This window comes from Verrucomicrobiia bacterium (assembly GCA_035629175.1).
Classification (GTDB): domain Bacteria; phylum Verrucomicrobiota; class Verrucomicrobiia; order Limisphaerales; family DASXHY01; genus DASXHY01.
The window spans coordinates 126,503-149,800 of the sequence record DASPIL010000023.1; the positions used below are offsets into that span (position 1 = coordinate 126,503).

A 23,298-nucleotide genomic window follows, 5' to 3' on the forward strand; every position below is an offset into this window, starting at 1 on the left:
CGCAGCCTCCCGGCGTTGGAGCGCCGGCTTGCAGTTGGCTTACGACAATCGAACAACCGTCGCGCATACTAATGAGACGCTGCCGACTGGGACGTGGACGATCCAGCAGGTTTGGAAACGGATTTGGAAACCTGCGCTACACGTGGCGCAGCTCTGGAAGTCTGCGCCACGTGGCCGAAAGTAGATTTACGCGAAACGAACCTTACTTGCTCGTGAGCTGGAAAGGAATTTCCACAAAGCCGCCGAGCCAGAACTTTTTGTCCGTGTTCGAGCCATCGAACACGGTGCGGGTGTAGAACCCGAGTTTCGTATCCCATCGCTTGGCGCGGTAACTAAAGCCCGCCTCGAACGAGTCCTGGTTTTCGCGAGGGGCGCGAGGGTAGTCGATTGCACGCGTCGCCGCATTGAAGCGAACGTCATCGCCATCGACGCTTCCAAGATGCCGATACCCCGCATTCAGTTCCCAGCGCTGGATTTCCTGGAAGAAACCAACCGACACGATGTACTGGTCGTTTGCTGAGGTGTGATTCCAGCGGAACAATGCGTCGGCATAGGCGCCAAAGCCTTCCCAGCCAAAATGTTTGCGCGCGAGCAGCTCGGGTTCGATTGCGGTTGAACTTGAGCCCGGCGCGAAGGCGAAATGTTCGTCGAAGCTGCCTGGGAGGACGGCTCCCGCGCGGAAGGTCAGGGTTGGCAGATACGGACACTCGCTGGCGTCGTTTTCGTTGAAGATCTGGTAACGCACACCGAACGAAATATCCATCAATCCGGACGTGGATTCAGATGAACCGCTTGGATTGAAATACCGCCAGCCTGCAGTTGTGTAGCCCGCGCTCAGGTCCGCCGCCCAGCGATCGTTCAGGCCGTATTGGAAGGTCAGATATCCCTGATTGATATCGATTCCATAATGTTCGCCATTGTGCCGCCAATCTGTTTTGTGACGGTTGTTTCCCGCCCAGATGTAGTAGGACTCGGATTCCTGGTAGGTCAGCCGCGTCACCAACTGCCCGGCAGCCGGGACATTGGCCCATTCGGCGAATGGCGCGTGGGGGACGTTTTCGCTTGCGGACAGCGGTTGAACGGATGCGGCGATGAGTGTCGCTGCAGTGGTTTGAAGAAACTTCTTTTTAGGGATCATGTTTGGGGGCCTTTTTGAACGGGCAGGGAATTTGCGCACGCGGAGGGAGACCGCGGGCTATGGAACAGGATGATGAGCCGGTTTCATATAAGGGCGCATCCTAATGATGCTCCCGCCGCGGTTCAAACGGAAAGAAACAGGCGCGAACCTATTCCCACTCGATGGTTCCAGGGGGTTTGCTCGTGATGTCGAAGACGCATCGATTGACGCCTTTCACCTCATTGATGATGCGGCTCGCGAGCTTTTCCAGCAGGTCGTAAGGCAGTTTCACCCAGTCGGCTGTCATGCCGTCCTGGGATTCCACTGCGCGAATGGCAATCGTGTATTCATACGTCCGCTCATCGCCCATCACTCCAACGCTCCGCACGGGCAGGAGGACCGCGAAGCTTTGCCAGATCTTGTAATACCAATCCGTTGCCTTCATTTCCTCAACCACGATGGTGTCCGCATTGCGCAGAATTTCGAGCCGCTGAGGCGTGACTTCGCCGAGGATGCGAACGGCCAGGCCTGGACCGGGGAACGGCTGGCGGAGCACGATCTCGCGCGGCAGGCCAAGTTCCAGTCCGAGCTCGCGCACCTCATCCTTGAACAGGCACTTGAGCGGTTCGACAAGCTGGAACTTCATCCGCTTCGGCAGCCCTCCCACGTTGTGATGGCTCTTGATCATCGCGGCAGGATTCCCCGCGATCGGGACCGATTCGATGACGTCAGGATACAACGTTCCCTGCGCCAGAAACTTTGCTTTTCCCGCGCGTTTGGTTGCCGCATCGAAAACGTCGATGAACGTCTTGCCGATGATCTTGCGCTTGCGTTCGGGGTCCGTGATTCCCTTGAGGTTCTTGAGAAACAGTTTTGAGGCGTCCTCGTATTGAAGCTTGATCTTGAAGTGACGCACGAACACGTCCTGAACGACCTGTGCCTCGCGCCCGCGCAGCACGCCATTGTTGACGAAGATGCAGGTGAGCTGATCGCCGATCGCCTTGTGCAGCAGCGCAGCCGCCACACTGGAATCGACGCCGCCGCTCAGGCCAAGGATCACGCGTTCCTTGCCAACCTGCGCGCGGATTTCCTCGACGGCCTGGTCGATGTAGCTGCGCATCGTCCAGTTCTTGCCGCAGCCGCAGATGTTATGAACGAAATTGGCGAGGATGTCCCTGCCATGCGGTGTGTGGGCGACCTCGGGATGAAACTGCAGGCCGAACATTTTGCGTTCGCGGTTTTCGATCGCGGCGTAGTCGGAGTTTTCCGTGACGGCAACAGAAACGAAACCTTTCGGAAGCTTTGTCAGTTTATCCGCATGCGAGTTCCAGACCTGGAGCGACTCGGGCAGGTTGGCGAACAAAGGGCAGAAGCTGTCCGTCACACGTAGGGTTCCGCGGCCGTATTCCCGTTTCGTGCTCTTCTCAACGCGGCCGCCCTGGAACTGCGCCAGCAGTTGGATCCCAAAGCAGATGCCGAGCATCGGAATCCGCAGCTTGAAAATATTCCGGTCGGGCAGGGGCGCGTCCGTGGCGTAAACGCTCGACGGACCGCCTGACAGGATGATCCCGCTGGGGCGCAGCGCCTCGATCTCCTTTGCGGGCGTGTCGTAGCGCAGGATGACCGAATACACGTTGCACTCGCGAATGCGCCGGGCAATGACCTGGGTATACTGGGACCCGAAGTCCAGGATGACGATTTGCTCTGTCATGACTCAAATAAAAGCGAGCTTTTTGCCTGTGGGGCTGGTGTTTGGCGAGGAAAATCAGAAGAACGGGTTGTTCTCCTTCTCTTCCGCCACGGTTGTCAGCGGCCCGTGGCCGGGGCAAAGCAGGGTGTCCAACGGCAGGCTCAGGATTTGTTCCCGCACTTTCGATTTCGCAAGATCCCCGTGTTCCGGCGCGCCTCCCATTGACCCTGCAAAGATCGCGTCGCCGACAATCGCGACATGCGGGGCATCCTCGGGCCAGTTGCCGACAATGTAGGTCACTCCATCCTCGGCGTGGCCGGGCGTCTCGCGGTTGGTGATCCTGAGGCTGCCAAGGTGAATGCAGTCGTTTCGCCGATTCTTGTGCTGCGGCGGCGCGCTGCGCGCATCCGTATGCAGAATGCTTTTCGGAAACGCATCGCGGATCTCCTGCAGGCCAGCCATGTGATCATCATGTGTATGTGTGATGAAAACATGCCGAAGGTTCAATTGCTCCGCGGCAATGATCTTGAGCATTTCGACCGCATTCCATCCCGTGTCGAAAACCGCAGCCTCGCGCGTGACTTCGTCCCACACAAGGTAAGCGTGAACCGTGTTGCCGGATTCCGTCGTGCTCAGCTGCCGCAGCTCCCGCCACAGGCCGAGGTCTTTCGGGGCCGGCATCCAGCCTCGCGCAAGTTTCTCCAGCTTCACTGGATTCAATCGCAGCGCCTCGGCAAGCGGCGCATAGCGGACGGTTTGCGGAACCGTCCCGGAATCCTCGAGATTGGAGTAGTCCGTCTCGCTGAGACCTGCCGCGGTTGCAGCCGATCCCGGCGGCACGCCAATCATCGCCCGCGCTTTGCGCAGGACATCTCCCAAATGATCTTCAAGGTTCATGGCGCAAGACGTTAGCCGCGCATCGGCGAAGTTCAAGCCGCCAATCTTTAGCCCGGATCGGAAGTGGTACAGAAGCTTCTATTGAGGACGTTATGAACCCTGATCGGTTGAATCGCCCGCTGGACAGCCGGCAACTCAACGCGTTTGTGGCAGTCGCACGGACCCGCAGTTTCACACGCGCGGGCAAGGAGCTCTTCCTCTCTCAATCAGCGGTCAGCCACGCGTTGAAGGCGCTCGAGGACGAAATTGGCTGCCCGCTCTTTGATCGCGCGGGCAAGCAGATTCAGCTCAGCCCAGCGGGGGAGCATCTTCTTCATTTCGCGGAAAAAATTCTTTCCGACATGGCTTCGGCGCGCAACGCGTTGCATCGCCGTTCATCGTGGGGCAGGGCGCGGGTGCGCGTGGGGACCGCTGCGGCAGGTGCATCGTGGTTGTTGCCGCGGGTGATTCACGCGTTCCGGCGGGAGTTCCCCGACTGCTCCGTTTGCGTCAAGACCGGTGACACGCGCGAATGCATTGAAGGACTGGTTGCAAACGACATCGACCTCGGGTTGGCGATCACTCCAGGCCACGCAGCAGCAGTGGATGTAAAGGCGTGTTTCACGGACGAGCTTCTCTGGGTTGTCCCGGAGAACCATTCGTGGGCCCGCGCAGGAACCGTGTTGCAAGCCGGGTTCGCATCGCAAACGTTCATTTTCGAAAGCGCAACGGGCGGTTTGTTTCGGCTCGTTGAGAAATTTGCAGAACGCGAACAGCTCGTTGTGACGTGTCACCTGGAAGCCGGAACGCCGGACGCGGTAAAAGAACTGGTCGCAGCCAGCGCAGGCGTGACAGCGCTGCCGGCCTGGGCGGTGGTGAAGGAAGTGAAGGACGGATCCCTGGCAACCGTCGCGATGGGTAAACGCAAGCTCAAGCGAACATGGTCGCTGCTGCGGCCCCAAGACCGGAAGTCGGATCTCGCCACCGAGGTTTTTGCGCGCCTGATGATGGAAGCGCTCGCGTCGAACGAGCCGCCTGCAATCACTGCATCAGCTAACGCGAGTGCGCGATCTTCGCCTGTTGCTCTTTGATCATTGTGCGTCATTCGCGTTCGCCCAACGGCCAACGCCTGCGTCCGTGCCTCAGGTGATTCCGTCAAAGTTTTCATGGGATGCATGAACGAAACGGCGGGTTCATCTGCAGTTGCGTGGTTCTTTCGGGCACACACGAGGAATTCGAATCATCGAAACGTCGTCTTTCACGATGCCGACCCAGACTCAGCATTTCGGTGGCATATGCGGTGCTCCCCAGCCGCGCGAATCCTTGGCGTATTATTGTGATCTCTCAAAACGTGCTTATGCGGCTCCGGCGATTGGGACGAGCGTTGCTTGTCCTGGCCGGATTCACAGCACTCTGCAATGCCGGCCTGGCTGCGGCTCAAGACATCACTCTTTCAGGAGTGCTGGAAGGAAGTGTGATCACCCTCCAGCCGAATACAGCGGGCACCAATCTGGCGTTCACTGCGGCTGTTTCTCCACCCGCGGCGGATACCAACCTGGTCTTTTTGCTCGAACGCCAGGGCAGCGTGTTTGCCGTCCGCACCAGCCCGCCACCGCACAACGTGACGTTTTCAAACCTGCCAGCAGGAAAGTATTATCTCGCGGCGCAATTCGCGGGCAGTGCCGGCCTGGCGGACGGAAGCCTGAGCTTTGACATACGTTCCCCATCGCTGGCCCCGTTAAATGATCGATGGGCGCAGCCCGCCTTGATGTTGCTCAATTCAACCCGCGTGGGGGCGAATACCTTTGCCGCGTCGGAACCAGGCGAGCCGGTGCATGCAGGCGTCGGTTCGGGCAAATCAATCTGGTGGGCGTGGACTGCTGTTTCCAATGGTGTCTTCACCGCCACGACGCGGGGCAGCGCGTTCGACACGGTCCTCGGCCTCTACACGGGAAAGAACGTCGCGATGCTGGCCGAGGTGGCTGCGAATGATGATGCGGGTCCTTACGCATTCAGCCAGGTCAGCTTCAACGCGATTGCCGGAAAAGTTTACTACTTTGTCGTCGACAGCGCCCAGCCCGCCGCGTCGGGCAGTGTGCAGCTTCGACTAGCCGCCAGTTCGCCGCCGCAGATTTCCATCACCACTCCGAGCGATGGCGCGTTGTTTCTGGTCAATTCGCCCTCCGGCACCGTCAACACACCGGTTGCCGCAACAGTGCAGGACGCGGCAGTTGTTGCGCGGGTCGATTACTATTTGGACGGCGGGGGTGTTGCCGAATCAGGAACCCTGGCTGCGCCCTATCAGGTCTACCTGACGAACCTGCCGCCTGCGCATTACGTGCTCACACTGGTCGCTTCCAATATGACCGGTCTCGTCAGTTCCTCGAGCATCGGATTTTCAATCATATCGCTCGCGCCTGAACTGATGATTGAAAAATACGTGGCATCGTTGGGATCCGTTGAGATGGGCATCACGGGTTTCAAAGGACGAAATTATATCATTCAAGCCTCGACCAATCTCGACGTGTGGTGCGGTGTGAGCACGCTCACGAATTTTGCGGGCGCGCAAAAGCTATCCGAAACGAACGTCGCGCGATTCAACCGTCGATTCTACCGGGCCGCGGGCTCGCCGTGACATGAAGCAGCCATTCGAAACCTCTGCCTTTCGCAAGCCGCTGCGCGCGTTGATATCGAACGCAACTTCGGCTGCGCTTTGGGTGTTTGTTCTAGCCGGGGCGATGCGTCCGCTCCATGCAGCCGATCATCAGGTGCAGATGCACGATTATTACTTTGATCCGCAATTCCTGGCGGTCACGGTGGGCGACAGTGTCACCTGGAAAAATTTTGGAGGCGAACATACGGCGACTTCGGATGACGCAATCTTTGACTCGGACATCACCGCTTTTGAGGAGGAGTATACGTTCACGTTTTCGGACGAGGGGAGTTTTCCGTATCACTGTTCGCTGCATGGCGAAGGCGGCATCGGAATGTTTGGCATCATCCTCGTGACGGGTTCAGCCGACAACACGGCTCCCGAAACACCGATCAATCTTTCTCCTGCGGACGGCGCCACCAATCAGCCAGTGGCGCTGCAACTAAGGGCGACGCCATATGTTGATGCGGATGGGGTTGATTTTCATGCCACGAGCCAGTGGGTTCTCAGTTACGCGAGCAACAATGCAGTGGCTTTGGACAGCGGGCCGCTCACTGGCAGCCTGACCAACTATCATCCGCCCGGGCTCGCGGAGGGAACGGCTTACGATTGGCAGGTGCGTTACAAGGACGGGCGCGGGAAGTGGAGCGGTTATTCTGTGCCGACCCGCTTCAGAACGCTCGTATCGCACGGACTTCATGGCCAGGGATTGAAAGCGAGCTATCACAATGTTCCGGAATTTAATTCGCCGCTCGTTGTCACGACCAACAGCGGAATTCAATTTTTGTGGGGAACCGCCCGGCCGCATCGGCGCATCACGGCGGACGCCTTCGCTGCACGATGGGAAGGCTCCGTCCTGCCGGAGTTTACGGAACCCTATCAGTTTCAGTTCCAGTTTCATGGACGCGCCCGCGTGTGGGTCAATCAAGAGCTGGTCATCGATGAATGGGAGGGGTGCTCAATGAAGCAAACACGCCGGGGTTTTGTTCCCTTGATCGGCGGGCAGCTCGCCGCGCTGCGTGTCGACTACGTTGCTGACGCTGCGGGCGCCGAGGCGGTGCTGCGCTGGGAAAGTCCGCATCAGACGCGCGAAGTGATTCCCATGCTGAGGTTGTTTCCATTTTCCCCATGAGCCTGAAGATTTCACGCCGTCACATGTTGCGCACGAGCACGCTGGCGCTCGCCGGTTTGTGCGCGGCCTCGCGCCGCGTGCTGGCGGGCGGCATGAACATGGAAATGGACATGCAGCCGTCCGGTAACAGTCCGGCCCTGGCGCCATTTGTGGATGCATTGCGCATTCCCCCGGTGCTCAATCCCGTGATGCGTGGCAAGACCGCGCACTACACGATGACCATGCGCGCCGGCCTTTCGAAAGTGCATAGGGATTTGCCGGCGACCGTGGTTTGGGGATTTGACGGAATCTATCCCGGTCCGACGATCTGGGCGACGCGGGGACACCCTGTGGCAATTCGACATGTCAGCCGTCTTCCGGACATGCATCAGGACGGAATGGCGGCGATGGCAATGATGTATCCCTCGGTCCACCTGCATGGGGCACACGTGGCCCCCCAGCATGACGGACATCCCCGTGAGGCTATCTCGCCGGATGCGTTTCGTGATTTTCATTATCCCAATCAGCAACGGGCTGCGACCTTGCTGTACCATGATCATTCGCATGGCCAGACCGGCCTGCATGTGTATTACGGCATGGCTGGATGTTACTTGATCAAGGATCCGAACGAGGAAGCGTTGAACCTTCCCACGGGCGAGTTCGATATTCCGCTCATGATCCAGGACCGGGTTTTCAAAGCAGACGGGTCGTTTCATTACATGCTTGATGCCAGCACGCGTGAGACGGGTGTGCTGGGCGACACGATCCTCGTCAACGGCGTGGTGCAACCCTATTTGAAAGTCGCGCGCAGAAAATACCGGCTCCGCATCATCAATGCATCGAACGCGCGCGCGTATCAATTGCAACTCAGCACAGCCGAGCCGCTCATCCATATTGCGACGGACGGCGGATTGCTGCCGAAGCCGGCTCCGCAGGCGGTCATTGACTTGGCGCCATTCGAGCGCGTGGATGTGGTCGTCGATTTCGGCGCCTACACGCTCGGAACGCAGGTTGTCCTGAAAAACGGCGGAAGCGGCGCAGGCTCCCTCGGGTCGATCATGCGTTTCGATGTTGATATTCCCGCAGTGGACGACTCGACCGTTCCCGATTGCTTGTCTGCGTGGGAAGACCTGCCGGTTGATGCCCAGACACCGACGCGCGAGTTCGTGTTGAATCGAAAATCAAGTCCTGCCGGAACGGTTTGGACCATCAATGACGAACTGTATGAAATGAGCAATCCGCCCCTTGCCCAGGTAAAGCACGGCGCCCTGGAACGCTGGAGATTTCTGAATCCAACAAACCATCCGCACCCTGTCCATATTCACCTGATCCAGTTTCAAGTCCTCAACATCAATGGCGTGCCGCAGGATCCGGCGCGACACGGCTGGAAGGATGTCCTGGTCGCGCCCCCGGGAGGAGAAATAACTGTCGCGGCGCGGTTCAAGGGGTACACCGGGCGCTACTTGTTCCATTGCCACAATCTCGAGCACGAGGACCTCGGCATGATGGCAGATTACGAAATTGTTCCATGAAGATTGTGCTTCTACTCATCTCCGTGTTGCTGATCAGTCTCAGTCCCATGCGCGGTGATAACGCCGGCCCGTCAGCTCCCGTCATTCCATTCCTTCCTAAATCTGCCCTGCTTTGGGATGCCGTGGAAAAGTCGGTTGAGCTGGCAGCGATGACTAACATTGCCGGCTTCACGTTCTGGGCGACCAACGTCTCTGACGGCGACGTGACGATTCACTCCACTGAAACGTCCTGCGATTGCACTGTGGCGCAGGCGGCGAAGCTGTTGCCGTGGCGATTGGCGCCAGGTGAAGGCGGTTCCCTAAAGGTAAATCTCAACACGCGCGGGAGGTTCGGCCTGGTCACCAAAACAATTACGGTTCATTCGTCGCACGGTTCGCAGGTGCTGACCATTCACGCCCGAATTCCACTGACCCCGGCGCCAGCAAATGTCTCGGCCCGACAGCGCGACATGATGGCGGCGCTGCAGGATCGGCAGGTTGTCTTCCAGGGAAGTTGCGCCGCATGCCATGCATTGCCCGCCGCGGGCAAGACTGGAGAGGTGCTGTTCGTCAAAGCGTGCGGTATCTGCCACACCGCAGAGCATCGCGCCGAGATGGTTCCCGACCTTGCGGCGCTTCAAAGCAAAAAGGACGAAGAGTATTGGCGAAGTTGGGTTACTCACGGAAAACCGGGAAGTCTCATGCCCGCGTTTGCGATGGAGGAGGGCGGAATCCTCGACACCAACCAGATCGAATCGCTCGTTGGTTACCTTCTCAAGAAATACCCGGCGGGCTCCAAGGCGGCAGCGGAGTCTCTGGCCCATTGACTTAATTGCGCGTGAAAAAACCATCTTTCAACCGGGGCTTGCCACTCGTTCTGGCCGCTCTGCTGGCCATAACCGGTGGACTGCGAACCCTCGCAGATCATCCGCCTGACACCATTTTTCAAACCTTTGGGTACGTTCTTGATGCGGAGGGGAATCCTGTCGTGGGCGTGGATGTTGTCGGCGATGATTGGATTGGGGAAACCTACCCTTCAACAACGGACAGCAACGGCTATTACTCGGTAATATTTCCGGCCGAGGGGAATTACAGAATCCAGGTGAACTGCTCGCAGTTGCTGCAACAGGGTTATGCCTGTTTGCCTTATGAGGCCGTGAGCCCGGAAGCGGATCCTGTCCGGCACGACTTCATTGTCAGCGCCGCAACGCCGTTGCTGAGGATCACAAATGACGCGCTGCCGAAAGCTCACGTTGGCGCAGCCTACCATGCGCAATTGGGCGCCGCGGACGGACAACCACCCTACACGTGGCAGTTGACCCACGATTCACCGGCGTTGCCGCCTGGACTTTCGCTATCGGCCGGCGGGGTGATCTCCGGCAGCCCGACAACCAACAGCCTGTTTCCGATCAAAGTCCAGGTGAGCGATGCGAATTCCGTCATCACAAACAAGGTTCTGTTTATCACGGTGAACCGTCAGCCAACCCTTTTGCAGCCGATTTGGCGAACCAACCGATTCTCGATGCGCCTCTTTGCAGCGGCGGGTCAGAATTACACGATTCAAATGTCCACGAATCCGTCGACTGCCGGCTGGACTTCGTTGCTCGTGACGAACAATCCGAATTCGGGTTCTTACATTGTGTTCGACCCGCATGCGACGAACGCCAACCGTGTTTACCGCGTTGTAATTGGACCCGACTAGATGCAAGCCAACGAACCCAAATCGATGACGGCCCCTTTTAAGCGGCGTATCCTGCGGTGTTCGCAGTCGTCACGCCTCGCGTTGGTCCTTGTCATAGCCCTGGCCCCGGTTCCGCGCGTTGAAGCTGATGGAGACGCGCTGCATGTGTTGGGTTATGTCCGCGATCACCTCGGCAATTCGCTCGCTGGCATCAACGTCCTCGGCGACGATTACGTGGGACATGTGCAGGTATCCACCACTGACGAGAATGGTCATTTCGAAATTGAAGTTGAGCCCGAAGTCAACCTCCGCGTGCGGCCGAGTTGCGAGCAGTTGGCAACCCTTGGATTCGCTTGTCCACCGCCTGCAACGGTCACTGCCTCAGCAGATGATATCGAGGTTGAGTTCATTCTCCATCCCGCGGCAGCGCTTGAGGTGACGACTGCGACACTGCCGAAAGCGCACCCGGGAGTGGGCTACGCAACGCACCTGAGCGCCACGGGTGGAAGTCCGCCATACGCATGGCAGCTCTCGGCAAACTCCATCCTGCCAGACGGGCTTGTTCTTGCCTCGGATGGACGAATTTCCGGAATTCCGGGGAGCACGGGGAAATTCGAAATCAATGTCCAGGTGACGGATTCCGTTTCGGCGACCGGCAGCAGGGGAATCGAACTGATTGTGCAGGCGCGGCCGGTCCTTAGTGCGATATTTGGACCAGGCAACCTCTTTTCCGTACGGGTGACGGGCGCATCGAATCAGACCTATATCGTTCAGGTTTCGACCAACAGCGCACTTGATTCGTGGACCGCTCTTGCGGCGACCAATCATCCTGTCGCCGACTCATTTCTCGTTTCCGATCCACAATCAACTTCTGCATCGCGATTTTACCGCGTGCTGGCTGTGCCATGATTCGATTCAGGCTGCGATTGCGATTCGGCATTCTGCTGTTGCTGCTCGCTGCCGTATCCGGGCACGGCGCCACAAGCTTCGTCGTAGATCATCCTGTTGCGGATGCATTCCTTGCGAGCGGTTCAATTGACAACCCCGCGATCGGCGACCTCTCGAGCTTGAATTTTGGCGGAGCAGCTACCCTGGCGATTGCGTCAGGCGGGTCGCCGAAGGGGGAATTCAGCAGCGTAGTGAAGTTCAACTTTTCAGACGCAACCGCTGCCTTTGATTCAGTGCATGGAGCGGGAAACTGGGAAATCACTGCTGTGACGATCTCGCTTGCCAGCAACTTCGGAACTCCGGGGGCACAGCCGAACAATTCGATGTTCAATCCAGTTCACGCTGGCGGGATTGGAATAGATTGGCTGTCGCAGGACGCATGGGTTGAAGGTGTCGCCGGCAGCGGTGGATCCGCGGGTTTTCCCGCAACGACGCTCGTAAGCTTCAATTCAATTTCCTTCCTGTTTTCAGGTTCACACGAATCACTCGGCTCCTACCCGTACGATCCTCCTGGAAACAATGTGTATGTGGACTACCCGTTTGCCCTCGCGCCGGGTTTCCTGGCGGATATGACTGCTGGAGGCGACGTCTCCCTCTACTTATACGCAACGGATGATGAAGTGAGTTTTCTCTTTAACGCGCGCAGCTTTGCATCGAATCGCCCGCGACTCACCGTGACAGCGGCCCCGATACCAGAACCTTCTTCTGCAGCGCTCACAGTAATCATGATCATTTCTGTGTCCGCATGTTGCCCGCGGCGAACGGATCGGAGTCCGTGAGTATGCGAACGATTTTCCTGAGCTGGACGCTCACCACCCTCGCCCTTCTCGGCCTGGCTGAGCGCACCTCGTTTGCGGGAACGAAGATCCTCAATCCCATCGCGGACACCTTTCTTCGCGATCAATTCGCATCGGTCACGAACTTCGGTAATGTCTCTCCTTTGCTGGTCGGAATTGCGAAGGAGCCGTATTTCATTCAAAACCGGACGCTATTGAAGTTCGATTTCTCGGAAATTCCAACCAACGCGACCATTACGGGAGTGACGCTTGCCGTTGTGGTTACGCGCTCCAATACAGATCCTTCGAACTTCGATGTTAACCGGATGCTTGTAAGCTGGGCGGAGCTTGAGGCGACCTGGATCGAGCGGGAAAGCGGCGTGCCATGGGCATCGGAGGGGTGCGAACCGGGAACTGAGTACGTGTCGTCGCCCAGCGTCACGGCGGAAATTGACGGAACCTTGTTTAGCTCCGCCGGAATGATCGCTGATGTTCAAATGTGGGTGAAAGATCCGGGGACCAATTTCGGCTGGATCGTGATCGCTACGGGCGATCAGGTTGCCACCGGCAAAATGATCGGTTCGCGTGAATCCGAATTCGCTCCAACGCTTGCCGTGGATTTCATCGTATCATCGCCTTCGCCGCCACCGCCTCCACGGTTGTTCGGAATGAAAACTGACGGCGAAGGCTTGGGCTTCTCGTTTCATGCGGAACCGAACCAGCCGTATATCGTCGAATCCCGGGAATCCCTTGCGAGCGGCAGTTGGAACCTTCTTACGAACATTCCCGCGGAGCCTCTTGAGCGGGTGATCACGATCACCAACGCTCCATCGGCTTTCCAAGGCTTCTTTCGTGTTTATCTTCCAGGCCCCGTTAATTGATCCGTTGCGCCTGCAGCTGTCTTCTCGTTCTTCCTTCCCCGCATTGGTTAATTTCTTCGGACGCCGCGCTTTGCTTTCTCCCGCCTGTTTCTAAATGCGCACGCTGATGCGTGGGTTCCGACCTGTTGATCAATTCGAAACACGGATGACCGCGAAAACCGCGGCACCCGGACGCTCATGACCAATGATTCATGCCAGAGTCGCCTGCGATGATTACTCCTTGTGCCGGAAGCGCCGTTGCGCCCTGCGCCTGTTCTTAGCGGCTGAAACGTGCATCCACGAAAACGTTCATGCAGGGCGGCGGAATAATTCATGGATGAAAGAGCCGAGCCAGGAGCGGCCGGTACTGGCGGTGCTCAGGAGCGGGTGACGTTGAAAACCAAACTCAGCAGTGAATCCATCGACAAACCGGTGAACCCACAATGAAACCCATCCCATTTTTCCACCCGATAACATTCTCCTTTTCCCGGATGTTGTGTGCCGCAGCGGTGCTCGCGCTCGCCGGAGCGGCCGCGAACGTGCATGTAGCGGGCGCGCCCTACAACACGGATCCCAACATGCCTTACGCAGACGTGGATCTGAGCGTGAGACCCGGCGGCACGGTGACGTGGCTGGCCCACACAAACACCGATCCGCGCCTTCACGGAAAAGTCGGGCCGCTGCTGCCGTCCCATGCAATGGCAGTTCACAACACGCTGGTCTGGAAGACCAACGAGGACACGCCGAAGATGTTGATGTTTCATCGCCATTCGGGCTACACGGCAGACGAACTTGCCAATCCGGACGTCATCAACTTCATCATCCAGAACCCCAATCCCGGAGGCCCGGGAGCGGGCGGCGGCGATACGGCTCTTTCCAATCCTGGCAACCAGTTCAACTCCGCGTTGCGCCGATCCTTCAACCAGCTCTGTTACGGCGGCTACACGATCATTCATGACGTCAGCCAGTCAGTGCCCCAGCGCATCCGGGTTGATCAATACCTTGATCTTTGCCAGCTCTACGACTGGGGACATCCCGATGCGTACAAGTACGACACCGCGGATCCGAAATACGTGACGGCGGCCCTGAACAATCACGATGCCGAGCTGAATTTTGGGGCGACGAAGAACATGGGAGTATCACGCGGCCTTTACTACGACATGTACTGTCCGGGCTTCTGCACGCTCGAGGATGGGCGCCCGATCTTCCCCGGCGGCCATGACATGAACAGCCAGAACGGGAATTATCGAATCCAGATTTATGATCCAGACAATGAAATCTGGGTGCAACGCCCGATGTCCTGCATGCGCGCCCAGTACAACGCGGATCCCGAGGATCCCTATTCGGAGTTGTTCTTCTGGTCGAGAATTACGAACGGCCTTTCGGAACGCTCGATTTATTTCCCCATCGGTAACTCGATCAGCAATGACTGTAATCCGCACCTTTTGACGTCAATAACGGGCGTCGACTATTCCACAAACTATCCGGCGATCCGGTTGATGAATCCGGAACGGGGAACCGTGACGCATCCTGACCCGGTGCCGAGTGATATGCGCTATGCGCGCTGGTATCCTGGATGTGTCGCGTTGCCGGGCAACAAGGCGTTCATCTTCGGAGGATGGGACCGCGACGAGATTGCGATTCCTACTGGAACCGCTCCCAATTCGAGTTCCACGTGGTTGACCAACTTCTTCGCGAGCGAAACCTGGAGCAATAGCCTGCCTTGGAATTTCAAACTGGCTGGCTTTCTCTCCTCGGCCGCGGGCACGCCGGCAAACCAGGTGACCCAGCCGGTGCCCGAAGTCTACGACGGCAACACTGACACAACGATTGCACTGGAAAACGCGCGTCTGCTGCATCCCGCCTGGTATCCGAATTCCTGCGTCGTCCAGACGGGAACCAACGCGCACGATTGGAAGGTCCTGGTGAATTCCGGCATTCTCTTTGAGGACGCCGCCGAAGCCGGCGGTGAGCTCGGGAGCGCTTCGTCCGAACAGGCAGCGCGCCACACCTATCTCGTGGACGTCCAGGGTGCGATGGCCGATTCGGATCGGGAAACGCCGAATGTCCGTGAAGGCAAGTGGCTGAAGTATGTCGACACGGCGACAAACATCTTCGCGCCGTTCTCTGCCAATGCGGACATGATGGAACTCGATACGAACGGCATGGTGCTGTCGCATCGCCTGTATCACATCGGGGGACGCAACACCTCAAGCGCAGTCACAGCGAGCAGCATGTATCTGGAGATGGCGAGCCTGAGCAAGCCCCGCCTGCCCGGCGAGCCTCCGATCCCGATGCCCAAGTGGACAACGATTCCTGGTTCGCTCGTCGTGCGTGCCCGCCAGAATTACGCCACGCCAATGCCTGATGGAAAAATCTGCATCATCGGCGGAAACGGCACCGGGAATTCTGGAATGGAGGCATGGAGCATGCACGTTCAAATCCTGGATCCTGCGACAGGCCTGATCAGCACGATGGACAAGAGCCAGGTGCCGCGGGATGAGCACGGCATCATCCACCTCTGGCCCGATGGCCGGGTTTACATGGGTGGCCAGAACCGCAACGGCTTGACCCCTGCCGGCAATCCCTTCGCGCCCGCTGGCGACTCGGACCTGGGGGTTGCTTCGGCGCAGTTCTTCACGCCGCCCTACCTGTTTGATGCGAACACCAACGAGGCAGTGCGCCCAGTGATCACGGCTTATCCATCGCAGATCGACTACGGTATCAACTTCGACGTGACCGTGGATAACGCAGAGAGCATCGGGTCTGTGTGCATCATCCGAACAGGATCAATGTCGCACAGTCTCTGCACGGATCGGCGTTACATCAAACTGCCATTCACTCGCACTGGCGGCAACGTCCTCCGCGTCACGGCGCCCAAGCTGCCGGGAACCGCGATCGGCGGTTATTACATGCTCTTCGTCGTGAATGAAAACGGAACGCCATGTCATGCGAAGAAGGTTGTGGTCGGCTCGGCTGTCGCCTCAAGAGACTAGGAAGTTGGAAACGTGAGCAGCCGGGTCTCGCCAGACCCGGCTGCCGGAAGACGAGATAGAAGATGCGGAAACGTGAATGTATGTCCGGGTTCACCCTGATCGAGCTGCTGGTCGTGATTGCCATAATCGCCATCCTCGCTGCGATGCTTCTGCCAGCGCTCGCGCGGGCGAAGGGCAAGGCAAAAACCATTCAGTGCCTGAACCATTTCAAACAGATGGGGCTCTCCACTGAGATGTATGCGAACGACAACAACGGCCGGTTGCCCGGCGACCAGCACAGCCTGCCATCCTGGCTCGCGTCGCTGGCCGCTTACAACGGAACCAACATTTACCGATGCGCCCTCGAAAAGACGCGGCCCTACAGCTTCGCGGTGAATGACTTTCTGACACCGCGCCCCGCTGGCGCCCCGCATCTCAATTTTTCTCGCCAAACGTCGGTGCCAAGCCCGTCGGAGACGATGTGGATGGGCGAGTTGCTCGAGGAAAGCATCGGTCTCGACCACTTCCATTTTGCAGATTACCGGAACTCGCCGGTCCCGAACCACCCGGCGGGTGCGTACACCACGAACGGCTTCCGCATCCAGGTGGATGTGAAGCGCCATCTCGGCGGGGCCAATTACCTGCACCTTGACGGCCATGTGGAGACGCTCAAGTGGGAACACATGCCGCCGAAGCTGATGGCCCCTGGTTCCCGTTTCATAATGCCTGTTGGACGGCCGTAAGTATCAATTCCAGTCAGATCGTTATCAGAACCCTAATTGTTTCGAACCCAAATCCAATTGAATCCCTAAAACATAATGAAAAACCATCTCAAACCCCTTGGCTGTCTGAGCACGCTCCTGCTTGGGTTTCACCTTGGCACGGCGCAGGCGCAGGTGAATTTTTTGACGGCGGGCGCAGTGAGCACCAACACCGGCACAAAGCTGAAATTTGTGAACGGCACCAATTATGCGAGCAGCTCCGGATTTGTCCTGCCAATGAATTATCAGCGGTTCTCCAACCGCTATTTCACAAATTATTTCTATGGCACCACGAATCTCTGGTTGCAGGCGCTCTCGGCCAGGACTAACTCGGATGTCTCCGCCGCGCTCGGCTCCTACATCGCGTGCGAAATTGTGTCGGTGGATGGCCCTGAGGGCGGGGCGCTGACGTTCTGGGAACAGGGGGCCAAGTTTCCGACGTATCAATATGCCGTTGGCGCAACCTATGAGCCCGGAAAGAACAGGATCCTGTTGAGCAACATCCAGACGGGCGCGGGTCTTCCCGGGGGCGATCCGTTCGGCAGCATTCGCGGGCGGCGCTTCACCGTCAACAAGCGCGGCGAATATCTCGTCACCCTCGTGCTGCATGATACCTCAAGCAATCATCCGGAATTGATCGCGCCGATTCACGCGGCCTCTGATCCGTTGACAATCAAGCTGGTCGCTGATGTGAATCTGGCGCTGACGAGCGTGGCTGCCGGTGAGGACGTGCTTGCGTTGAGCTTCGCGCGGATGGGAATCACGAACCTGTTCGTCGAGGCCACGACCAACCTCGCGAACGGGTGGACGCCTGTCGCGGGGCCGTTCACGAACAGTCCGGAAGTGACGGCGCTGACCTTCACCAATCAGCCTGGCATGCCTGCGAGTTTTTACCGGCTGCGCGGAGTTGCACCATAAATTTTTCCGGAATCCACTCGTGAAGCGGTATCAAGCCGGAACAATCCTCAGCATTCTGGTCGCCTTCGTCCTGCACGGAGGCGGCCTGCCGCTGCAGGGTCAGCATATCCACCTGAGCGCCGGAGCCGAGAGCACGGCGCCCAATTCACGTCTGCGGCTGATCAATGCCGCATCGTACGACATCTTTTCAAACATCGGGGGAAACTCGCCTCCGACACCTGCGTGCTTCTTCATGAGCGATACAGATCCGCTGTATCCTGGATTGTACCAGGTGGAGGTTGGGTTTGCGGCGCTGCCGGGAACAATCTGGACGGGCGGGCCTGCGCCCAATGCCCCCGCCAGTGGGGCGTTTCTCGAGGCGGAGGTGACGCATGTGAGCGGACCGCCTGGCGGGGAAATCGCGTTCTGGGAGGAAAACGAGGAAGCGACTGAAACCACACGCCGGTTTCAGGTCCCCGTGGGGACGCACAGCCCGACCAATCGATTTAACATCAGCCAGGGATTTACCACGCCTGAGGGGCCTGACCCCTTCGGCCACATTCACGGGCGGCGGTTCACCGCGAACAAGGCCGGCCTGTACACCGTTGGATTCCGCCTGGTGGACACCTCGACAGCAGGTCCCGGAAACGGCCCGATTCATCAGCCTTCCGACCCAACCAACTACTTCTATTTCCAAGCCGGGGTTTTCATTAATTCGATGATGAAAACGAACGGCACGGTGATGGTCCAATACGGCGCGCGGAGTTTTCATAACTACTTTCTGGAAGCGTGCGACGGTCTTGGCAGCACAAACTGGATCTCCATCGCCACGAACATCACCACGCTGGGCCCCGACGGCGCCCATAGCGATCTTCACTATCTATCGGATACCAACGCGTCGGGACCTCAACGGTTTTACAGATTGACCGAAATTCCACAGTAATCACTCCACTTCTACATGAACACAAATCTTCGAATCAAAACAGGTTGGTTATGTCTCGCCGCGGCTGGCGCGATTGCCTGTGCCACCGTCCAGGCACAACCGATTTCATTTGATCATCTCAATGCTGGCGCGGCTGGTACGAGCCAGAACGATCCACTGGTTTGGGCTAATGGCGCAGCGTTCGTGGCGGAGTCCGGATATTACTATCCCATGACTTACGCCAGTTCGGGGCGATTCGCGGGCCATTTCAACAGTTCACCGACGCTCGTCGCACTCTCCGCGGGAACGCTTCCAGCTGGGTTGCCGCCAGCGTATGGATCCTTTATCCAGGTCCAACTCACGCTCCTCAGCGCCCCCACAGGCGGGTCCCTGGGTTTCTGGCTCACGGGCGACATGGTCCCGACATATCCGCTGAACGTGGGCCAGTCGACTCCGTTGATTGATTTAAGCAATCCGCTGACGGCTGGTGATCCGGGTGAGGACCCGGCGGGTCATATCCATGGCCGGCGATTCACAGCAACTCTGCCTGGCGACTATCTTGTGGGCCTTCAGTTATTTGATACTTCGCAGAACGGAGTTGGAGGCGGTCCCATCCACACGCCATCGGAAATGTTGCATGTGAATTTTCGAGCCGTCCCTGAGCCCGTCCCGCTGGCATTCCTGGGAATTGCGCTTGGTGGAACCGTGTTGCTTCAGATCCATCGCAAACGCGCGCGCCGCCTTTGATGAAATGAGCCGCGGACCTGGAAGCATCTCCACCCTGGTATGGGTGACGTGTGCGCTCGCGAGTCTCAGTGGACTTGCAGGTCTGGGCCATCAGATCATCTGGACAAGGCGTTTGGTCGACTTGCTGGGCGCCAGTTCATTCACGTTCTCACAAGTCCTCGGAGCGTTTTTCATTGGGCTTGCGACCGGTTCAGCGCTGGCGGCCCTCTTTTCCAAGCCGGTGCGTCATCGGTGGCGCTGGGTGGCTGGCGCGGAAATCAGCATCGCGCTGCTATCGATTCCAGTGCTGCTCACGCCCCAGTTTGCTGATGCTCTCTATAGGTCCCAGTCGAGTGCGTTGTGGAAGCATCTCGGACCGTTTTTATTTGTGATGCCGCCCGCAGCGGCGATGGGGCTGGTGATTCCATGGATGATGCGCGCCGTTGAAATGTTTTCCCCCACGGCAGGGCGTCAGGCGGTTTTGCTCTATGCCGCCAATACCCTGGGCGGTGTCGCAGGTGTCGCATCAGTGATGTTGTGGGCGTTGCCGGCCTGGGGTTTGACCGGGGCGGGCCTTGCATTTTGCGGATTGAATCTGCTGCTTGCTGCGGCTGCTCTGTTGATTTCACGGATGCCGTCGGAGACTGCTGCGACGTTGGAACATGTTCGGCCTGCGCCGATTTACCTCCGCGATATGCGGTCGAAATTCAGGATGGATCCTGCCGTCGCGTTTCTCGCCTTTGCCTCGGGATTCCTGGTGCTGTCTCTGGAAGTGGTGGTGCAGCACCAGTTCGCGCAGGTCACCATCAACTCACTCTTTTCCAACGCTACCGTGCTTGCCTGGGGTTTGCTGTCATTGGGCGCCGCCGCAGCGATTGTCCCGATTATTCAGAGGCGCACAAAGGATCCGAGGCGCAGATTTCAATACGTCATGATCGGCGCCGCCCTCGCGTGCGCACTCCAGCCCTTCGTATTCACTTGGCTGCGTGGCGGCGTTGATATTCTTGCCTATGAGCTTCAACCCGCCGCCTATCTGCGGGAGATAGGAATGCTTGCGATGCTCTCTTTGTGCCCGACGTTTCTGGTTGCGGGCCTGCTGTTTCCGCTCCTGCTGGCGCACGTGGGAGCAGGCCGCGGTTCGGTTGCTCTATTGCTGGCCTGCAACGGATTTGGCGGGTGGTGCGGGGCTGAAGCCGCGCATTGGCTGATCGCTCCTTCTTTCGGTCTCTGGCAGAGCGTCGTTGTAATCGGCGCTGGTTATGCCTTGATTTCGCTGATGAGACCAGTGGGTCGCACGCTTGAATCCATTGCGCGTCCTCAGGTTCAAGGAGCATTCGCCAGTGACGGGGTCCACGCGCAGTTTCGCCGCTGGCCAGTATTGGGCGCGATCATGGTCACGGCCTTCCTTGTGGCAGGGCAGTTGCCGCAGGTTTCCGTCAATCCCACTGAACGGCTTGCCGAAGTGAGCGTCGGCCGCGAAGGAGTTGTAGCAACTGTGGAATGCGGACCGGGCGATTGGCGAATGATCTTTAATAACAGCTATACTCTTGGCGGATCGAAAGCCCGCGTGAACCAGGAACGGCAGTCGTTGCTTCCCCTGTTGTTGCACGGAAAGGCAAGGTCTGTCGGGCTGCTGGGCGTCGCGACAGGAGGTACTTTGTCGGGCGCAGCTCTCTCTGGCGTCGTTGAACGAATCGACGCCGCGGAGCTGTCGCCGTTGGTGATTGAACAAGCGAGAACGCACTTTGCCGGCTACAGCCGTGGTGTCTTCGATGATTCCCGCGTTCGTGTCATTTCAGAGGACGCACGATGGATGGCCGCCACGCACCAGGGCGCTTACGATGTTGTGATTGGGGATCTGTTTCTCCCGTGGCGGACTGGCGAGGGGCGGTTGTTCAGCCTTGAACAGTTTCGCGCTGTGCGCGACTCACTCAAGCCGGGCGGGCTGTATTGCCAATGGCTTCCGATGTTCCAGTTGACTCGACCCCAGTTTGAGGCGATCGCGAGAACGTTTCAGCAGGTTTTCCCCGATGCCTGGCTGGTGCGTGGAGATTTCTACGCGGAGCTTCCAATTGTCGGATTGATGGGCGGACGATTGATTTCCGAGGTTGACTGGGCTGCCGTGAGCGAAGGTTGCGAGGAACTGCGAAAGACAGGCTTGGTCGCGGACCCACTGATGCGCCATGAAGAGGGCGTTGCCATGATGATGATTGGACCTCTTCCAAGCCTGTCACCCGGCCCCGTCAATACCCTTGCCAATGCGTGGCTCGAATGGAATGCAGGAAAGGTGATCATCGGGCTGCAGGAACCGTGGTTTGTCGGCGTGCCCCACGGTGAATTTATCCGCGCTGTCCACCAGGCAGGCGCCGCATACGTGCCTGAACCGTTGCGCGGAGCTCACGATGCCGGACAGTTTTTTCTGACGCTCGAAATTGCATTGAAAGTCAGGGCTCCCGTTCTTCCCGCATTGATCGATCAGGCCGTTGTCCGCCTGCCTGAGAGTCTGCGATCCGATGCGGATGCCGACTGGCAACAATGGCCGATGCGCGTAAAGCCGGAAGTGTTTCAATCCAGGCGGTTCAGTTCGACGGAACTTGGTGGAGTGATGTAATCGATGTGTGCTGCGATCATCCGTAGCGCAGAATCCAAGTCTGCGGAAGCGTGGCGTAGATCCCGTCCTCAGCCGCCTGCTGCGGCGGGCAGGACAGGTTTGGAAACCTTGCGCTACGGGTTGCCATTTCTCCCGGTTGTGGCAGTGTATGGGCCGACCACATTATGAACAAACCGAAGATTATTGCCTATTTGAAGCCGTCCTGCGGCTGGAGCCAGGGCGTGCGCGCGATCATGCGCAAGTACGATCTGCCATTTGAGGACCGCGACATCATCAACGATCCTTTGCAGCGCCAGGAGATGATTGAGAAGAGCGGCCAGATGCTGAGCCCATGCGTGGAGGTGAATGGACACATGTTGCCCGACATCAGTGGCGACGAGGTTGAAGCCTACCTGCTGGCAAATAATCTGGTGCAGCCCGTGAATCGCACTGCCGATTCGCCGACGAATCAGCCCTGCGCGCATGAAATGCCCGGCGGCGCGCCCGTTAATTTTCATCGCTGATCTCCGATCCACATTTCAAGAGCGCGAAAGCTGCGAGGCTTTCGCGCTCTTGCGTACGCAGGACGTGCATGTCGGATCGGCAGCCGGAGGAGAGGGCAGGGGAGAGGAGGAGCGTTTGAGCTTGGGAACGAAGTCACGCTATAGAACGAATCAGCGCACCCTCTCTCCCAGCCCTTCTCCCGCTCCTGCGTCGCAGGCGAGGGGAGAAAATCAGTCTGAAAACGAGCGCCCTGGTTTGCGTGTAAAGCCCGATTCAACTCCCTCTCTTCCGCTCCGAGCGGAGGAGAGGGCGGGGGGAGAGGAGGGCACGCTATAGAACGAATTAGCGCACCCTCTCTCCCAGCCCCTCTCCCGCTCCTGCGTCGCAGGCGAGGGGAGAAAATCAGTCTGAAAACGAGCGCCCTGATTTGGGTGTAAAGCCCCATTCAACTCCCTCTCTTCCGCTCCGAGCGGAGGAGAGGGCGAGGGGAGAGGAGGAGCGTTTGAACCTGGGAACGAAGTCACGCTGTAGAACGAATCAGCGCACCCTCTCCCCCGGCCCCTTATAGCTGTTCCGAAAGTTATTCAATATCGGCGAGGAAGCCTTTGGATCAGCTCGCCGCAGCCGATGTGAACAACTTTCGCGCCGGGAAATTTCCGAGTTGTGAACAAGATGGATTTTTTCTTCAACAGAAGCGCCA

19 protein-coding genes are annotated in these 23,298 nt (G+C 58.3%); 16 read left to right on the top strand and 3 right to left on the bottom strand.

Translation table 11 applies throughout. The features are described 5' to 3' along the window. Window positions 1–202 precede the first annotated feature (202 nt). The 3 genes from VEH04_04125 to VEH04_04135 form a co-directional block, all read right to left on the bottom strand. Entirely contained in the window at window positions 203–1,138 is a 936-nt protein-coding gene (locus VEH04_04125; GenBank protein HYG21946.1) for a hypothetical protein, read from the bottom strand. 148 nt (window positions 1,139–1,286) lie between these two features. Beyond that, complete coding sequence (gene guaA / locus VEH04_04130; protein ID HYG21947.1) at window positions 1,287–2,828, bottom strand: glutamine-hydrolyzing GMP synthase; 1,542 nt, start codon at window positions 2,826–2,828, stop codon at window positions 1,287–1,289. A 54-nt stretch (window positions 2,829–2,882) separates the two neighbouring features. Further along, a complete protein-coding gene (locus tag VEH04_04135; protein ID HYG21948.1) occupies window positions 2,883–3,704 on the bottom strand; it encodes an MBL fold metallo-hydrolase in 822 nt (273 codons plus the stop codon). Window positions 3,705–3,796: 92 nt separating this feature from the next. Between VEH04_04135 and VEH04_04140 the strand changes: the two genes are divergently transcribed. The 16 genes from VEH04_04140 to VEH04_04215 all read left to right on the top strand — a co-directional run bounded on the left by VEH04_04140 (window position 3,797) and on the right by VEH04_04215 (window position 22,618). Next, a complete protein-coding gene (locus VEH04_04140) occupies window positions 3,797–4,774 on the top strand; it encodes a LysR family transcriptional regulator (protein ID HYG21949.1) in 978 nt (325 codons plus the stop codon). A 266-nt stretch (window positions 4,775–5,040) separates the two neighbouring features. Then, window positions 5,041–6,318 (top strand): Ig-like domain-containing protein, encoded by a 1,278-nt coding sequence (locus VEH04_04145; GenBank protein HYG21950.1) that lies wholly within the window; start codon window positions 5,041–5,043, stop codon window positions 6,316–6,318. Window position 6,319: 1 nt separating this feature from the next. Beyond that, window positions 6,320–7,468 carry a PA14 domain-containing protein gene (locus VEH04_04150; protein ID HYG21951.1) on the top strand — a complete coding sequence of 383 codons (1,149 nt, stop codon included), beginning with the start codon at window positions 6,320–6,322 and terminating at the stop codon, window positions 7,466–7,468. Then, window positions 7,465–8,979, top strand: coding sequence for a multicopper oxidase family protein (locus VEH04_04155; GenBank protein HYG21952.1), 1,515 nt, complete (start codon window positions 7,465–7,467; stop codon window positions 8,977–8,979). The genes VEH04_04150 and VEH04_04155 overlap by 4 nt, the downstream gene beginning before the upstream one ends. Further along, a complete protein-coding gene (locus VEH04_04160) occupies window positions 8,976–9,785 on the top strand; it encodes a DUF1573 domain-containing protein (protein ID HYG21953.1) in 810 nt (269 codons plus the stop codon). The genes VEH04_04155 and VEH04_04160 overlap by 4 nt, the downstream gene beginning before the upstream one ends. 11 nt (window positions 9,786–9,796) lie before the next feature. Continuing rightward, a complete protein-coding gene (locus VEH04_04165; GenBank protein ID HYG21954.1) occupies window positions 9,797–10,660 on the top strand; it encodes an Ig domain-containing protein in 864 nt (287 codons plus the stop codon). A gap of 24 nt (window positions 10,661–10,684) precedes the next feature. After that, window positions 10,685–11,548, top strand: coding sequence for a putative Ig domain-containing protein (locus VEH04_04170; GenBank protein HYG21955.1), 864 nt, complete (start codon window positions 10,685–10,687; stop codon window positions 11,546–11,548). Then, complete coding sequence (locus tag VEH04_04175) at window positions 11,545–12,366, top strand: hypothetical protein (GenBank protein ID HYG21956.1); 822 nt, start codon at window positions 11,545–11,547, stop codon at window positions 12,364–12,366. Before VEH04_04170 ends, VEH04_04175 begins: the two co-directional genes overlap by 4 nt. 2 nt (window positions 12,367–12,368) lie before the next feature. Beyond that, window positions 12,369–13,244: a DNRLRE domain-containing protein gene (locus VEH04_04180; protein HYG21957.1), complete on the top strand. Its 876-nt coding sequence runs from the start codon at window positions 12,369–12,371 to the stop codon at window positions 13,242–13,244. Between the two features lie 422 nt (window positions 13,245–13,666). Next, window positions 13,667–16,219 carry a galactose oxidase early set domain-containing protein gene (locus VEH04_04185; protein ID HYG21958.1) on the top strand — a complete coding sequence of 851 codons (2,553 nt, stop codon included), beginning with the start codon at window positions 13,667–13,669 and terminating at the stop codon, window positions 16,217–16,219. A gap of 80 nt (window positions 16,220–16,299) precedes the next feature. Continuing rightward, on the top strand, window positions 16,300–16,941 hold the full coding sequence (locus tag VEH04_04190) for a prepilin-type N-terminal cleavage/methylation domain-containing protein (GenBank protein HYG21959.1): 642 nt from the start codon (window positions 16,300–16,302) through the stop codon (window positions 16,939–16,941). Between the two features lie 75 nt (window positions 16,942–17,016). After that, complete coding sequence (locus VEH04_04195; protein HYG21960.1) at window positions 17,017–17,877, top strand: hypothetical protein; 861 nt, start codon at window positions 17,017–17,019, stop codon at window positions 17,875–17,877. A 19-nt stretch (window positions 17,878–17,896) separates the two neighbouring features. After that, entirely contained in the window at window positions 17,897–18,799 is a 903-nt protein-coding gene (locus tag VEH04_04200) for a hypothetical protein (protein ID HYG21961.1), read from the top strand. Window positions 18,800–18,814: 15 nt separating this feature from the next. Next, window positions 18,815–19,525, top strand: coding sequence for a hypothetical protein (locus VEH04_04205; GenBank protein ID HYG21962.1), 711 nt, complete (start codon window positions 18,815–18,817; stop codon window positions 19,523–19,525). Between the two features lie 4 nt (window positions 19,526–19,529). Then, window positions 19,530–22,115 carry a hypothetical protein gene (locus VEH04_04210; protein ID HYG21963.1) on the top strand — a complete coding sequence of 862 codons (2,586 nt, stop codon included), beginning with the start codon at window positions 19,530–19,532 and terminating at the stop codon, window positions 22,113–22,115. Between the two features lie 164 nt (window positions 22,116–22,279). Continuing rightward, window positions 22,280–22,618, top strand: coding sequence for a glutaredoxin (locus VEH04_04215; GenBank protein ID HYG21964.1), 339 nt, complete (start codon window positions 22,280–22,282; stop codon window positions 22,616–22,618). The last annotated feature ends 680 nt before the right edge of the window (window positions 22,619–23,298 follow it).

Excerpts from the sequence above, each read along its gene's own strand:
- VEH04_04125 (HYG21946.1), bottom strand. The coding sequence starts at position 1,138 with ATGATCCCTAAAAAGAAGTTTCTTCAAACCACTGCAGCGACACTCATC.
- guaA (HYG21947.1), bottom strand. The coding sequence starts at position 2,828 with ATGACAGAGCAAATCGTCATCCTGGACTTCGGGTCCCAGTATACCCAG.
- VEH04_04135 (HYG21948.1), bottom strand. The coding sequence starts at position 3,704 with ATGAACCTTGAAGATCATTTGGGAGATGTCCTGCGCAAAGCGCGGGCG.
- VEH04_04140 (HYG21949.1), top strand. The coding sequence starts at position 3,797 with ATGAACCCTGATCGGTTGAATCGCCCGCTGGACAGCCGGCAACTCAAC.
- VEH04_04145 (HYG21950.1), top strand. The coding sequence starts at position 5,041 with ATGCGGCTCCGGCGATTGGGACGAGCGTTGCTTGTCCTGGCCGGATTC.
- VEH04_04150 (HYG21951.1), top strand. The coding sequence starts at position 6,320 with ATGAAGCAGCCATTCGAAACCTCTGCCTTTCGCAAGCCGCTGCGCGCG.
- VEH04_04155 (HYG21952.1), top strand. The coding sequence starts at position 7,465 with ATGAGCCTGAAGATTTCACGCCGTCACATGTTGCGCACGAGCACGCTG.
- VEH04_04160 (HYG21953.1), top strand. The coding sequence starts at position 8,976 with ATGAAGATTGTGCTTCTACTCATCTCCGTGTTGCTGATCAGTCTCAGT.
- VEH04_04170 (HYG21955.1), top strand. The coding sequence starts at position 10,685 with ATGACGGCCCCTTTTAAGCGGCGTATCCTGCGGTGTTCGCAGTCGTCA.
- VEH04_04175 (HYG21956.1), top strand. The coding sequence starts at position 11,545 with ATGATTCGATTCAGGCTGCGATTGCGATTCGGCATTCTGCTGTTGCTG.
- VEH04_04180 (HYG21957.1), top strand. The coding sequence starts at position 12,369 with ATGCGAACGATTTTCCTGAGCTGGACGCTCACCACCCTCGCCCTTCTC.
- VEH04_04185 (HYG21958.1), top strand. The coding sequence starts at position 13,667 with ATGAAACCCATCCCATTTTTCCACCCGATAACATTCTCCTTTTCCCGG.
- VEH04_04190 (HYG21959.1), top strand. The coding sequence starts at position 16,300 with ATGTCCGGGTTCACCCTGATCGAGCTGCTGGTCGTGATTGCCATAATC.
- VEH04_04195 (HYG21960.1), top strand. The coding sequence starts at position 17,017 with ATGAAAAACCATCTCAAACCCCTTGGCTGTCTGAGCACGCTCCTGCTT.
- VEH04_04205 (HYG21962.1), top strand. The coding sequence starts at position 18,815 with ATGAACACAAATCTTCGAATCAAAACAGGTTGGTTATGTCTCGCCGCG.
- VEH04_04210 (HYG21963.1), top strand. The coding sequence starts at position 19,530 with ATGAGCCGCGGACCTGGAAGCATCTCCACCCTGGTATGGGTGACGTGT.
- VEH04_04215 (HYG21964.1), top strand. The coding sequence starts at position 22,280 with ATGAACAAACCGAAGATTATTGCCTATTTGAAGCCGTCCTGCGGCTGG.